The organism is Rhizobium sp. 10N414 (genome assembly GCF_056394785.1).
On the sequence record NZ_JBFTIN010000047.1, the window covers coordinates 1 to 12,522 of the forward strand.

A 12,522-nucleotide genomic window follows, 5' to 3' on the forward strand; every position below is an offset into this window, starting at 1 on the left:
CTTGGCGGTCTGGTCGGAAAGGTGGCTGCCGTCGTGATCAGCCAGAAGAAGAATGGCCATGGATATATCTCCCTTTCTCGAACCTTTAAAGCACGCCGGCTTCGACTTTAAGCTTCTCGACCAGCTCGGCGACCGACTTGACCTTGACGCCCGCCTTGCGGCCGGACGGCTCCTCGGTCTTCAGCACCTTCAGACGCGGCGCGGTGGAAACGCCGAAGTCGGCCGGCGTCTTCTTGTCGAGCGGCTTCTTCTTCGCCTTCATGATGTTCGGCAGCGAGGCGTAGCGCGGCTCGTTCAAGCGCAGATCTGATGTGACGACGGCCGGCAGTTTGACCTCGATCGTCTGCAGGCCGCCATCGACCTCGCGGGTTACCTGGGCCTTGCTGTCGCCGATCTCGATCTTCGAGGCGAAGGTCGCCTGCGCCGTGCCGAGCAGGGCCGCCAGCATCTGGCCGGTCTGGTTGCTGTCGTCATCGATCGCCTGCTTGCCTGTGATGATCAAGCCCGGCTGTTCGGCGTCGACGACGCCCTTGAGGATCTTGGCCACAGTGAGCGGTTCGACTTGATCGTCGGTCTCCACCAGGATGGCGCGGTCGGCGCCCATGGCAAGTGCCGTGCGCAGCGTTTCTTCGGCCTTGGCCGGGCCGATCGAGACGACGATCACCTCCTCGGCCTTGCCGGCTTCCTTCAGCCGCAGCGCCTCCTCGACCGAGATCTCGTCGAACGGGTTCATCGACATCTTCACATTCGCAAGCTCGACGCCTGTGCCATCCGGCTTCACGCGGATCTTCACGTTGTAATCAACCACCCGCTTCACGGGGACGAGAATTTTCATGGGGTCCTTCCTTCAACTCTTTCGCCAAGAAAATGCGCGTTTCGGCGCTGCTCCGATTGTCGAATGGCGACATGGATACGCGTTTTTCCTCCAAACACAACGCTTCCATGGCGCAGATAGGCAAATTGATCCCGTGGATATATTACGCTTACGTTCACGTCAATATTGGAGTTATTGCTTGTCCCAAGGCAGGCGCGGGCGCAGCTGTTGACCGGGCGTCACGACCATCGTCGGGTTGGCGGCTGGCCGGTTTTTGACAGCCCTGGGCGTGACGACCTCCCGATCGAATAAAGGGACGCCGCGGCGACGCATCAGAAGGACCAACAGGCCTCCGGCGACGATGCCGCCGACATGGGCGCCCCAGGAGATGCTGCCGTCGGGTTCCAAGACCAGCATCACGAATTGCTGGCCGATCCAGAGAAGGAGGGGCACGAAGGCCGGCAAGGGCAGCGGGACGCGCATCAGCACCAGCACCCAGACCTTCACACGGGGATGCAAGACGACGTAGGCGGTGACCACGCCTGAGATCGCGCCCGAGGCGCCCACGAGCGGCGCTTCCGATGTCGGCCCCACAAGGCCATGGACAAGAGCGCCGGCGGCCGCGCAGAGCAGATAAAAAATAAGAAAGCGGAAGTGCCCCATCGCATCTTCGACATTGTCGCCAAAGACCCACAGGAAAACCATGTTCGGCGCAAGGTGCCAGAAGCCGGAATGCACGAAGGAATAGGTGATGTAGGTTAGCGGTTCCGGGATAAGGGCCAGCGCCGGCGCCAGCCTGGCGTGGTTAAACGCAACCGCGGGAATGTAGCCCAGGCCGACAATCGTTGCCTGCGACGCGGACTCGTTGGCGACCACCCCGGTGAATAGCCAAACCGCGAAATCCACCGCGATCAGCGCCATCGTCACCCATTGGACCTTGATATGCTTCAGCGTATTGGCATCGTGCAGCGGTATGAACATGAAGCCTGCCCCGGCGTTCGCGCCACATAGTCGGGAAGGAGCCTACCTGTTTTTTCCCGGAACCCAAAGCACATCCGCATGGCCGCGGTCATTGGCGTGGCGGGCCGCGACAAACAGGAAGTCCGAAACGCGGTTGACGTATTTCAACGCGGCATCGCTGACGACCTCGCCATCCGTGCGGGCAAGCTCGACCATCAGCCGCTCGGCGCGGCGCGCGATCGTGCGGGCGAGGTGAAGATGAGCGGCAGCCGAGTGACCGCCCGGCAGCACGAAAGATCTCAAAGGTTGCAGGTCAGCGTTCAATTCGTCGATGTCGTTCTCGATCCGCGAGACCTGGCTTTCAACGATACGCAGCGGCTCGTGTGCGGGCGGTTTGCCATCGTCCGGCGTTGCAAGATCGGCGCCGAGATCGAAGAGATCGTTCTGGATCAGTGTCAGCATTCGGTCCAGGACCGGCATGCCCTGCATGTGAAGCCGCGCGACGCCGATCGCGGAGTTGGCTTCATCGATGGTGCCGTAGGCTTCGACACGCAGATCGTATTTCAGCCGACGCGGCCCGGAAACCAGGGCCGTCGTGCCGTCGTCGCCGGTCTTCGTGTAGATCTTGTTGAGCCTTACCATGTCTACCCCCTTCTTTTTCTCCGCCTTAGCTAGGGCGGCCGCCGCCGGTCAGCCAGAGTGTCAGCATGATGAGGAGCACTGCGATCGCCTGCAGGAGCACGCGCAGCTGCATCAGCTTGTTGGAAAGGTTCGGATTGCCGCCCTTCATCATGTTGAAAAGACCGCGAATCAGTACGATGGCGACAATGCCCATGACAATAATCGCGAGAATATAGGTGACCGTGGACATGCTGGCTTTGGCTTTCCTGATTAGTCCACCCAGCGCATCAGGCGATAGAAAAGGTCTGCAGGCAGCAGCCTTTTCAACACCATGCCCTGCTTTGCCGGCGTGGTTACGGGGTAATGTGGTTTCGGATTGTTCGAGTTCAATGCGTGCTTCAGTACGGTATAAACGGCTTCCGGACCAAGCTTATGTCGATTGGGGCGCCCCGAGCCGTCAAGACGCGCAAGCTGGCGGCGGTAATCTGCCGCATGGACCGAGTTCCTGACGTCTATGTGCTCGTGGATTTTTACGAGCGCATTTGCCGTAAAGCGAGACGCAATCGGGCCCGGCTCGATCAGGCTCACGTGAATGCCACTACCCTGCAGTTCCATGCGAAGACTGATGCTGAGGCCTTCGAGAGCGAATTTGGAGGCGGTATAGGCGCCGCGGAAGCGGTACGGCACGACACCGAGAATCGACGAGCACTGGACGATCCGCCCCTGATCACGCTTGCGCATTAGCGGCACGACCTGACGTGTCAACTCGTGCCAGCCGAAGACGTTCGTTTCGAATTGGGCGCGCAGAGCCTCGGTCGGCAGGTCCTCGACGGCGCCGGGCTGCCCGTAGGCCCCGTTGTTGAACAGCGCGTCGATGCGTCCGCCCGTCAGCTCGCTGACGTCGCGCACGAGATCCGAGATCGTATCGGGCCGCGTATAGTCCATGCGGAGGGCCTCGATGCCGTCGGCTTGGAGGGCGGCCAGATCATCGAACTTGCGCACGGTGGCGAAGACCCGCCAGCCATCGGCCTTCAGCGCGCGGGCGCAGTACGCGCCGATCCCGGAAGAGCATCCGGTCACGATGATGGTGCGCTGATCCGACATGGAATGATTCCTGTACAAAATAGGAGTGGTTTCCCATATTCGAACGGGCGACACAACGATCAAAGCCGGGAGACGGAATGCCGAAGATAATGCGCATCTTCTATGATGTGGTCTACGACGCTATCTGCCACCTTATAGAGGATGACGGCTTCGCGATGGCGAGCCATGTCGCGTTGTCGACGCTTCTCGCCGTTTTTCCATTTCTAATCTTTGGGACGACACTGGCGACCTTCCTGGGCGCTGACCAGTTCTCGGACAGGGCGATACATCTCATCTTCGACACCTGGCCCGAGGCGATCGCCAAGCCGCTTGTCGATCAGGTAATCCAGGTTCTGACGATACCGCGCGGCGGCCTGCTGACCGTGTCCGTGCTGGCGGCGGCCTACTTCGCTTCGAACGGAGTCGAGGCGCTGCGCATCTCGCTCAATCGCGCTTATCGTGTCCAGGAAACGCGGCCGTGGTATCTCACCCGCCTGGCAAGCCTTGGTTTTGTCATGATCGCCGTGGTCATTTTCGCCGCCGTCAGCGTCCTGCTGGTGGCGGTGCCGATTGCCCTGAACTACGCGCGCTATTGGTTTCCGCTGTTTGCCGACACGCTCGAGGTTGTTTTCAGCTGGCGCGTCTACGGCACGCTGTTCATGCTGACTATCGGCCTTTTCGTCGTTCACCTATGGCTGCCGGCGGGCCGGCGCCGGGTATTCGACGTGGCGCCAGGCGTGTTGGTAACGCTGCTGCTCTGGCTCGTGGGAGCCCTGATCTTCGCGTACTACCTCGCGACGTTCGCCAATTATACGGCGACCTATGCCGGCCTGGCATCGGTGATGATCGTGCTGATCTTTCTTTATATGGTCGGCGTCATCTTCATTGTCGGCGCCGAGATCAATGCCGCCCTCCTGAAGTTCCGCGTGCGTGCGATCTTCAAGAACAATTTCCTGGGCAGAGGTCAGGCCAAGGCGTCAAAGCCCGACAAGGTGACGGATATCGGCCGGTGACAGGCCGCGGTCGCGAAGTTCGGAAAGCCCCGTGTCGCTTCGGCTCTTCGAAAGCTTGCGTCCGTCCTCATCGGTGATCAGGCGATGGTGATGGTAGACAGGCGCCGGCAGGCCGAGCAGCGTCTGCAGCAATCTATGCACCGAGGTTGAGTGAAAGAGATCGAGCCCACGGACCACATGGGTGATCCCCTGCAGCGCGTCATCGAGGACGACCGAGACATGGTAGCTCGACGGCGCATCCGACCGCGACAGGACAACGTCTCCCCACGCGCCTGGATTTGCGGCGATGGTGCCACGGTCGCCGTATCCTGTTTCCTCCCAGAAAAGAGCCTCGCCGGCAGCCTCCAAAGCCTTGCTCATGTCGAGCCGCCAGGCGTGTTTCACGCCTGATGCGAGAAGCTGCCGTCGGTCGAAATCGGCGCGTTGACGATCGTCGGGGGGATAGAGCGGCGAGCCGTCGGGGTCTCGCGGCCAGGGGGTGCCATTGGCTTCGGCGGCGGCAACGCGCGTCTTGATCTCTCCCCGCGTCATGAAGGCGGGATAGGCGAGGCCGAGGTCGACCAGCCGGTCAAGCGCCGACTGGTATTCGGCGAAATGCTCCGACTGCCGCCGCACGGGTCGTTCCCAGTCTATGGCGAGCCATTCGAGGTCGGCGTAAATGCCGGCCTCGAATTCGGGTGTGCAGCGGGTCAGGTCGATGTCTTCTATACGCAGCAGAAAGCGTGCGCCTGCGGACGCCGCCATGTCTCTGTTCAGAAAGGCAGAAAGTGCATGGCCAAGATGCAGCGGGCCATTGGGGCTTGGCGCAAAACGAAAGACAGGCTTTTGACGGGGAATCGCGGTCATGCTTTCTTCTGCCACGGATTCGATGGGATCGCGAGGAAGCGTGTTGATCATTCGCAGCGACGATGACGTGAGAGAAGGGCTGGAGAAGCTGCTTCACCTGGATCCGAGACTTGCTGCCATTGCGGCCGAGACTGGCCCGCTTCCTTTGCGGCTGCGCGAACCGGGATTCGAGGGGCTCGCGCACATTATTGTCTCGCAAATGGTGTCGAGAGCCAGCGCCGAAGCGATCTGGAAACGGATGCGGCCGAGCGAAGGCGTGCTGACGGCTGATAATTATGTGCTTCTCCATCCGGAGGCCTGGCGGGAGTTCGGTCTTTCGCGCGCCAAGGCCGAAACGCTGTCGCGCATTGCCGTGGCGGTTGCCTCGGGCCGTCTCGACCTTGCAGCGCTTTCTGCGCTGCCGCCCGACCAGGCGCTGGCCAAGCTTACGGCTCTCAAAGGCGTCGGTCCCTGGACCGCCGAGGTCTATCTGATGTTCTGCGGCGGCCATGCGGACGTTTTTCCGTCCGGCGACGTCGCCCTGCAGAACGCCGTGGCTGCGGCATTCGATCTCGGCGCTCGCCCAGCTGCTCGCGAGCTGGCGTTCATGGCGGGTGGATGGTCACCGTGGCGATCGATCGCGGCGAGGCTATTCTGGGCCTATTACGCCGTCAAGCTCGGTCGCGGTATGCTGCCGGTCGACTGAGTGACCGTGCAGTAAATACAAGGATTGATGCCTGAATTTATTAGACTTCACAATGCCGTCACAACCGGCCTAATATAAGAGGGCAGATGCCGAATCGATCAGGAGAGTCCCTTGACGATTGCAGTCTCCCCCCAGGCCCTGCCAGCGCTCGTCCTGAACGCTGACTACAGGCCCCTGAGTTATTACCCCTTGTCGCTTTGGTCCTGGCAGGACGCGATCAAGGCGGTATTTCTCGACCGTGTGAATATCATTGCAGAATATGAGCATTCGGTATCTTCGCCGAGTTTTTCGATGCGGCTTCCGAGCGTCGTCTGCCTCAAGACCTATGTCCAGCCTTCCCGCAACCCGGCCTTTACGCGCTTCAACGTGTTCCTGCGCGACAAGTTCGAATGCCAGTATTGCGGCGAGCACGATGACCTGACCTTCGACCACGTCATCCCGCGTGCCCATGGCGGCGAAACGACATGGCAAAATGTCGTTGCTGCCTGCTCCCCCTGCAATCTGAGAAAAGGCAGCAAGCTGCCGAAGCAGGCAGGCATGTTCCCGAATCAGAAGCCGTACCAGCCGACGGTGCAAGACCTGCACAATAACGGCAGGCTTTTCCCGCCGAACTACCTGCACGACAGCTGGCTCGACTACCTCTACTGGGATAGCGAACTGCAGCCCTGATCAGTCTCTACTCAGACAGGCTCAGGCCGTCTTACGGACGCCGACGAAGGCGAAAGCCGCCAGGACAAGGCTTGTGATCACGTTCCAGCCTGCGAAGGAGAGGCCGAGGACGCGCAACGCGGCGTCTGTGCAGGAGGGGCCCTTGATGCTGTTCAGCTCGCCCAGCAGGTCGCCGGCATTCTGCGTCATGCTGCCTGCCGTCGTGGAGCAGGTCGCCGGTCCTTCCCAGAACTGCCACTCGACACCGGAGTGATAAACGCCCATGCCGGCGCCGACAATCATAAGCATGCCGGCGGCAAGCAGGAATGCCCGGCCGATCCAGCTCGGAAGGCCGACTGCGGAGGCAACCGCGCCGAGGATCGCGACCGGAATGCCGTAATAGTAGGGCTGGCGCTGCAGCAGGCAGAGCGCGCAGGGGATGTAGCCGCCGATATATTGAAAACCAAGCGCAGTTCCGACGACGACCGCCATGCCTAGTGCGAGCACCAGCGAGTAGCCGACGACCGGGCGAGCAAGGGAAAACGAGGCAGGCATGAACGGACTCCGCGCGAATAGCTCAGTGGGCAAGTAGTTTATAGGCAATCCCGAGGGCGATGGCGACGGCGGCAACAATGCCTGTAACCTGCGCAAGGCGCTTCTCGATGAAGTGGCGGATCGGCTCGCCATAGCGGCGCAGCAGCCAGGCGAGGAAGAAGAAGCGGGCACCGCGTGCGATGATCGCGGAAATAACGAAGAAGCCGAGGTTCATGTGAATGACGCCGGCAAGGATCGTCACGACCTTGATCGGCGGCAGATGCGCCAGGCCGGAGGTGACGAGCAGCAACAGCAGGATTTCCCACTCATCGTGGATATAGAGCCTGAGCTGCTCGAAGGCGCCAAGCTTTCCGTAGAATTCCAGAACCGGGCGAGCGATCGCATCATAGGCATAGTAGCCGAGCGCCCAGCCGGCGATGCCGCCCAGGACGGATGCAACGGTTGCGACCAGCGCGTAGCGATAGGCGCGTTCCGGCTTTGCGAGCCCCATCGGCAGGTAGAGAACGTCGGCAGGAACCAGAAAGACAGAACTTTCGACGAAGGCTATAACGGCGAGCCAGACTTCGGCCGATTTCCGGCCCGCGAGTGACATGGTCCAGTCGTAGAGTCTGCGGAGCATTCCGATCCTTTCGCTTCGAGCGCATGAGCTTTATGGGGCGTCTGCGCCGCTGTAAATGCTTGCTGTGTCGTTCGTAGGGTGACGTGCCAAAAATCTTCGTGATCAAACGGCGGCGATGAGCTCAGGAGTCGACGCTGGAGGGCTGATCTGTCTTCTGCCGCATGACGTTCATTTCGGTTCGTTCGCGCGCCATTTCGCTGACGGCCTGACGCAGAACGGGATGCTTTGCCGTGAACATGTTGAAATCACGTCTTTCGAGCACAAAGAACTGGCAGAAATCCACGGCAACGACGTCCGCGGTGCGTCGTCCGCCGCTGAGCAGCGCCATCTCGCCGAAGAACGCGCCCGGCTCCAGCCGGATCGGCTCGCCCGGTAGCTGTACTTCCACTGCGCCCGATGACAGGAAATACATGCCATCGCCTCGGTCGCCCTTGCGCACCACGCGTTCGCCCGGCAAGGCCGATTTCGGCCGAAAGAGGAGCAGCAACTCCTCCTGCGAATCTTCATCGACCTTGGCAAACAGCGGGAAGGTTTCGATAAGTTCTTCCATCTCGAGCTGATGCTTGTGCTCGCGGGCCTCGTTGATCGCTCGGATTTTTTCAAGCTCGCGGCCGAGTGCCTCGTGCCGGCGGCGACCGAAGCGATTGCTGAGCACCGGCCATCTGGTGTGCACATGGGTATGCAGCGCTTCGGCACCCAAGCAGACGAGCGGATTGAGCGTGATCGAAATGATGGCGGATGCGAGGATGATGTCCTGCCCGTCACTTGGCAGCAGCCCGAGAGAAACGCCGAGGCTGGCGAGAATGAACGAGAATTCGCCGATCTGCGCCAGTCCGCCTGACACGGTCAGTGCCATGCCGATCGGATAGCGAAGCATGACGACGATGAGGAAGGAGACGATGGTCTTGCCGACGACAATCAGCGCCAGCGCGCTGATGACAGCCATCGGCTGCCGCACCAGGATCGACGGATCGAACAGCATGCCGACCGAGACGAAGAACAGCACCGAAAAGGCGTTCTGAAGCGGCAGCGAATCGGCTGCGGCCCGATGGCTGAGGTTGGACTCGCTCATCACCACGCCTGCGAAGAAGGCGCCGAGCGCAAACGAAACGCCGAAGACTTTCGCCGAGCCGAACGCGATGCCAAGCGCTATTGCGAGGACCGTCAGGGTGAAAAGTTCGCGCGAACCGGTTCTCGCCACGAGCGTCAGGAGCCAAGGGACGATCTTCGGCCCTAGAAAGATTGCCATGACCGCAAAGGCACCAACCTTCACCAGCGTCAGCGCTATCGTCAGCGGAAGCGGCAGCCCGGCGTTGTGTGCAAGGCCGCCCGCGGTCGCATGACCACCGAGCAATTCGGCGACGGCAGGCAGAAGCACCAGTGCCAGGACCGTGGCAAGGTCTTCGACGATCAGCCAGCCGACGGCGACGCGGCCGCTGGCGGAGTTGAGCAGGTTCCGCTCCTCCAGGGCTTTCAACAGCACAACCGTACTTGCTACTGACAGGCTGAGTCCAAGGACGATTCCCGCCCCAAGGTTCCAGCCCCACCAGCTGGCGAGCCCGATACCGAGCAGGGTAACGACGACGATCCGCGCGATTGCGCCCGGCACGGCAATCCCGCGCACGGCAAGCAGGTCGGCGGTCGAAAAATGCAAGCCAACGCCGAACATCAACAGGATGACGCCCATCTCCGCCAACTGGCTGGCAAGCTCGGCATTAGCGACGAAGCCGGGCGTCAAAGGGCCCATCACGATGCCTGCAAACAAGTATCCGACAAGCGGCGGCAGACGCACTCGATCGGCGAGATAGCCGAGTATCGCCGCGCAGACGAAACTCACGGCAACTGTTGCAATAAGCGATACTTCCTGATGCACGCGTGCGCTTTCCCTCTTGGCGGGCGCAGTGTGGCCGAAACGCCGAAGAAATTAAACAGTTGATTTGCCGCGTCGGGCCAATTGCTGGGTAGAGCCCGATTGAGGCAGCAATGTTGCAAACGACGAGATGAGAAAGCGTTGCCCTGCGGCAACACCCAGCTTCTGAACGATGCTGGAGAACCCCTGAAATTGCAGGTGAAGCGCTATACTCTCCATTAGAGTAGTTGCATATCTTCGTCCTGAATACTCGTTTAGACCGGGCGCATACGGGGCAGAAGTTGACTGATACTGTTGATAGTTCATACCTTTCCACCCGGCGTGCCACGCGTCTAAGCACACTCCTGCCCGTGCTCCTGCTCGCCACATACTTTAGCGCCAGCTTCGTTCTTCGACTCTTGCGTGGCGGCGATCTGGCGTCCGACGAGGCAGAGCAGATCAGGCTCTCGCATGCCTTGCAACTGGGCTACGGCGACCAGCCGCCGCTCTACGACTGGCTATTCTACTATTTCGCCAAGATCTTCGGCGCCTCTGTCGACACGCTGGCTTTCGTAAAGAACGGGACGCTGCTGCTGAGTTGCATCTTTCTCTGTCTCGCGGCCCGCAAGGTGATGGGCAAGCGCGAAACTGCATGGATCGCCCCCATCGGCTTCCTGAGCCTGCCTGTGGTCTTTCTGCTCTCGCAGCGGGATCTAACTCACAGCGTCGGCGCCTTCGCTGTCGTCGCGTTCTTTCTCTACGTACTGGCATTGATGGCGGAACGACCGTCGACCGGCAATTATGCACTTCTCGGCGCAGCAGCCGGGTTGGGATTCCTTGCCAAGTACAACTTTGCGATCGTCCCGGTCGCGACGGTTGCAGCGCTCCTTCTCGAACCTGGCCTGCGGCGATTGGTCTTCAACTGGCGGCTGGCGGTGACCATCGCGGTTGGTCTCATCGTCGCGGCCCCGCATGTTTATTGGATCGTGACCCATCTGGATTTGGCGACCGGCGACACGCTGAAAAATTTGCGGGCAGCCGCTAGCGCCGGGATGCCCGAGCAAGTGGTTGCGGCCTGGGAGCTGTTGGGAGCGATCGTCAAATGTTCGGCGTTGACGCTCGCTATCCTCGCCATTGTCTATCGTGGCCATATCCGGACGATCCTTGGCACCAGCAGCGAATGGACGAGGGTCATCGGCCGGATGCTCGTCATCAGCATGTTTCTGGTCTACGGGATCATGCTCGCCGTCGATGCGACGATCATGCGTCCGAAGTGGATCTCGATCTTCTTCGTGGCGTTCCCGCTTTATCTGGCATTCAAGGTCGAGGCCTCAGGTGTCCAGGTCCCCGGCGCAATCGGGAAGCTTGTCGCGCTTGTGGGGGCGGTGATCTTTATCTCCTTGGGCGTCGTTTTCGTTGGGAGCTTCCACTAAAGCATGTCATGCGATGCCGCTCGTCTTGCCGAGACGCGGGCGGAGCGGATCGAGCGCTGATCTTGCGTGGCATCTGCCAGTGGCTGCCGCATGCCGGGGTGTGGCAAGCGCGCGAAATTATGACCCTTCGAAATTATCAGACATAGCAATAGCTTACGGGATCGTTATGTCCTTCTCCGCGATGTCTGTCGCGGGCCCGAATTCATCGGCTAAAGCGCGCCTCACAGCCCCTACATTGGACGAGAGGCTCCAGTCCCTGGACGAGCACGTTTCGTACTAAGCCTTTCTACCGACTTAGCGAGAAAAGGTGGAAGGCGTATTATCGATTGTCCAACGCTGTTCGTAGCAAGGAGCGTCAGGATGCCTTATTTCCAAGATCCGAATCTGCCACGCAATACCGCGCGCCGACGGTTTCTGGGAGTGGCGGCCGCTGCCGGCGCTCGCGTTGCAAGCGTGGCAGCCCTTGCAATGGCAGCGTCGTCTTTGCCGGTGAGAGCCGAGGGCCTGCATTTGGGATGGGGTAACGGGAACGGGAACTCCGGCGGGAATGGCAAGTCGGGGGGTGCACAGTGCTTTCTGCGTGGGACGTCAATCCTTACGGATTGCGGCGAAAAGCGTGTCGAGGACCTGCAGACGGGGGATCGCGTTGTTCTTCTGGAAGGAGAAACCAGCCCTATCAAGTGGGTCGGTCGGCAGGTATTTACGAAGCGAGGCGCGTGCTGGCAGGAAGGCGTCGTACCGATTCGAGTGGCACGTGATGCACTGGGCGATGGCACGCCACATTCCGATCTCTACCTGTCACCCGGCCATGCTCTGTTCCTGAATGGCGTACTTATCCGGGTGAAGGATCTCGTAAACGGCACAACAATCGCGCCGATCGCACCGCGCGACGATATGACGATTGAGTATTACGCCGTCCTGCTCGCGACACACCAAGTAATCCTTGCTGAAGGCGCTGCGGCAGAAACCTTCCACCCCTCTGACAGCAATCGCGATAATTTCGGAAATTTCGCGGAATACGAACGCCTGTATGCTGGTGAGCTACGCGAGCCGATGACACCCTATGCGACGGTTCTGGGCGAGGAAGGCGGATGGCAACATCTGAAAGCCCTTCTTCTCCTCGGCGCCTCGCCTCTGGTGCCAATGCGTGATCCGTTCGAGGATGCCTGCGGGAAGATCAATGCGCAAGCCAAAGGGCTGTCCGCCTTGTGAGACTGATTTCGAGGTTTTGCGTGCTTGAGACAAAACACCAAAAATATGAAGTCAAATCACTGGCGTATTGTCGGGATGGTGCCCCATGCCGGGGTCGAACCAGCACTTCTTTCGAAACTCGATTTTGAGTCGAGCGCGTCTACCAATTCCGCCAATGGGGCAACGGATACCGACGAGGCGGCTG

The 12,522-nt window shown here is 60.4% G+C and carries 14 protein-coding genes and 1 tRNA gene; 5 read left to right on the top strand and 10 right to left on the bottom strand.

The genetic code is table 11. The features are described from left to right. Nucleotides 1-85 precede the first annotated feature (85 nt). The 5 genes from AC1DE4_RS27405 to AC1DE4_RS27425 form a co-directional block, all read right to left on the bottom strand. Nucleotides 86-835, bottom strand: a complete 750-nt coding sequence (locus AC1DE4_RS27405) for an electron transfer flavoprotein subunit beta/FixA family protein (protein ID WP_477883990.1) — start codon at nucleotides 833-835, stop codon at nucleotides 86-88. A 171-nt stretch (nucleotides 836-1,006) separates the two neighbouring features. Next, complete coding sequence (locus AC1DE4_RS27410; RefSeq protein ID WP_062373575.1) at nucleotides 1,007-1,795, bottom strand: rhomboid family intramembrane serine protease; 789 nt, start codon at nucleotides 1,793-1,795, stop codon at nucleotides 1,007-1,009. 42 nt (nucleotides 1,796-1,837) lie between these two features. Further along, nucleotides 1,838-2,416, bottom strand: a complete 579-nt coding sequence (locus tag AC1DE4_RS27415) for a cob(I)yrinic acid a,c-diamide adenosyltransferase (RefSeq protein ID WP_018857809.1) — start codon at nucleotides 2,414-2,416, stop codon at nucleotides 1,838-1,840. 25 nt (nucleotides 2,417-2,441) lie between these two features. After that, nucleotides 2,442-2,645: a twin transmembrane helix small protein gene (locus tag AC1DE4_RS27420; RefSeq protein WP_018857810.1), complete on the bottom strand. Its 204-nt coding sequence runs from the start codon at nucleotides 2,643-2,645 to the stop codon at nucleotides 2,442-2,444. A 20-nt stretch (nucleotides 2,646-2,665) separates the two neighbouring features. Next, a complete protein-coding gene (locus tag AC1DE4_RS27425) occupies nucleotides 2,666-3,499 on the bottom strand; it encodes an SDR family oxidoreductase (protein WP_018857811.1) in 834 nt (277 codons plus the stop codon). A 77-nt stretch (nucleotides 3,500-3,576) separates the two neighbouring features. Here AC1DE4_RS27425 and AC1DE4_RS27430 point away from each other — a divergent pair, with 77 nt between their 5' ends. Beyond that, on the top strand, nucleotides 3,577-4,491 hold the full coding sequence (locus AC1DE4_RS27430) for a YihY/virulence factor BrkB family protein (protein ID WP_018857812.1): 915 nt from the start codon (nucleotides 3,577-3,579) through the stop codon (nucleotides 4,489-4,491). Here the strand turns inward: AC1DE4_RS27430 and gluQRS are convergent. After that, nucleotides 4,456-5,337 carry a tRNA glutamyl-Q(34) synthetase GluQRS gene (gluQRS, locus tag AC1DE4_RS27435; protein ID WP_018857813.1) on the bottom strand — a complete coding sequence of 294 codons (882 nt, stop codon included), beginning with the start codon at nucleotides 5,335-5,337 and terminating at the stop codon, nucleotides 4,456-4,458. The two genes, AC1DE4_RS27430 and gluQRS, sit on opposite strands and share 36 nt — an antisense overlap. Between gluQRS and AC1DE4_RS27440 the strand changes: the two genes are divergently transcribed. Next, the gene (locus AC1DE4_RS27440; RefSeq protein ID WP_113472148.1) at nucleotides 5,336-6,022 is read left to right on the top strand and encodes a DNA-3-methyladenine glycosylase family protein; all 687 of its coding nucleotides are present in this window, start codon (nucleotides 5,336-5,338) and stop codon (nucleotides 6,020-6,022) included. The two genes, gluQRS and AC1DE4_RS27440, sit on opposite strands and share 2 nt — an antisense overlap. A 111-nt stretch (nucleotides 6,023-6,133) precedes the next feature. Then, the gene (locus AC1DE4_RS27445) at nucleotides 6,134-6,691 is read left to right on the top strand and encodes an HNH endonuclease (RefSeq protein WP_007790722.1); all 558 of its coding nucleotides are present in this window, start codon (nucleotides 6,134-6,136) and stop codon (nucleotides 6,689-6,691) included. A 21-nt stretch (nucleotides 6,692-6,712) separates the two neighbouring features. Here AC1DE4_RS27445 and AC1DE4_RS27450 read toward each other — a convergent pair whose 3' ends face one another. The 3 genes from AC1DE4_RS27450 to AC1DE4_RS27460 form a co-directional block, all read right to left on the bottom strand. Next, entirely contained in the window at nucleotides 6,713-7,225 is a 513-nt protein-coding gene (locus AC1DE4_RS27450; protein WP_018857815.1) for a disulfide bond formation protein B, read from the bottom strand. A 22-nt stretch (nucleotides 7,226-7,247) separates the two neighbouring features. Next, nucleotides 7,248-7,844 (bottom strand): YqaA family protein, encoded by a 597-nt coding sequence (locus tag AC1DE4_RS27455; protein ID WP_018857816.1) that lies wholly within the window; start codon nucleotides 7,842-7,844, stop codon nucleotides 7,248-7,250. A 121-nt stretch (nucleotides 7,845-7,965) separates the two neighbouring features. Next, the gene (locus tag AC1DE4_RS27460; RefSeq protein WP_169681341.1) at nucleotides 7,966-9,717 is read right to left on the bottom strand and encodes a cation:proton antiporter domain-containing protein; all 1,752 of its coding nucleotides are present in this window, start codon (nucleotides 9,715-9,717) and stop codon (nucleotides 7,966-7,968) included. Between the two features lie 278 nt (nucleotides 9,718-9,995). On the opposite strand from AC1DE4_RS27460, the gene AC1DE4_RS27465 reads away from it, so the two are divergent. Beyond that, nucleotides 9,996-11,126: a glycosyltransferase family 39 protein gene (locus tag AC1DE4_RS27465; protein ID WP_246779247.1), complete on the top strand. Its 1,131-nt coding sequence runs from the start codon at nucleotides 9,996-9,998 to the stop codon at nucleotides 11,124-11,126. Nucleotides 11,127-11,486: 360 nt separating this feature from the next. Further along, nucleotides 11,487-12,338, top strand: a complete 852-nt coding sequence (locus AC1DE4_RS27470) for a Hint domain-containing protein (protein ID WP_192241135.1) — start codon at nucleotides 11,487-11,489, stop codon at nucleotides 12,336-12,338. 76 nt (nucleotides 12,339-12,414) lie between these two features. Here the strand turns inward: AC1DE4_RS27470 and AC1DE4_RS27475 are convergent. Then, a tRNA-Leu gene (locus AC1DE4_RS27475) sits at nucleotides 12,415-12,499 on the bottom strand. Between the last annotated feature and the right edge of the window lie 23 nt (nucleotides 12,500-12,522).

Coding starts and splice junctions, on each gene's coding strand:
- AC1DE4_RS27450 (WP_018857815.1), bottom strand. CDS start 7,225: ATGCCTGCCTCGTTTTCCCTTGCTCGCCCGGTCGTCGGCTACTCGCTG.
- AC1DE4_RS27470 (WP_192241135.1), top strand. CDS start 11,487: ATGCCTTATTTCCAAGATCCGAATCTGCCACGCAATACCGCGCGCCGA.
- AC1DE4_RS27430 (WP_018857812.1), top strand. CDS start 3,577: ATGCCGAAGATAATGCGCATCTTCTATGATGTGGTCTACGACGCTATC.
- AC1DE4_RS27425 (WP_018857811.1), bottom strand. CDS start 3,499: ATGTCGGATCAGCGCACCATCATCGTGACCGGATGCTCTTCCGGGATC.
- AC1DE4_RS27415 (WP_018857809.1), bottom strand. CDS start 2,416: ATGGTAAGGCTCAACAAGATCTACACGAAGACCGGCGACGACGGCACG.
- AC1DE4_RS27405 (WP_477883990.1), bottom strand. CDS start 835: ATGAAAATTCTCGTCCCCGTGAAGCGGGTGGTTGATTACAACGTGAAG.
- AC1DE4_RS27420 (WP_018857810.1), bottom strand. CDS start 2,645: ATGTCCACGGTCACCTATATTCTCGCGATTATTGTCATGGGCATTGTC.
- AC1DE4_RS27410 (WP_062373575.1), bottom strand. CDS start 1,795: ATGTTCATACCGCTGCACGATGCCAATACGCTGAAGCATATCAAGGTC.
- gluQRS (WP_018857813.1), bottom strand. CDS start 5,337: ATGACCGCGATTCCCCGTCAAAAGCCTGTCTTTCGTTTTGCGCCAAGC.
- AC1DE4_RS27455 (WP_018857816.1), bottom strand. CDS start 7,844: ATGCTCCGCAGACTCTACGACTGGACCATGTCACTCGCGGGCCGGAAA.
- AC1DE4_RS27440 (WP_113472148.1), top strand. CDS start 5,336: ATGCTTTCTTCTGCCACGGATTCGATGGGATCGCGAGGAAGCGTGTTG.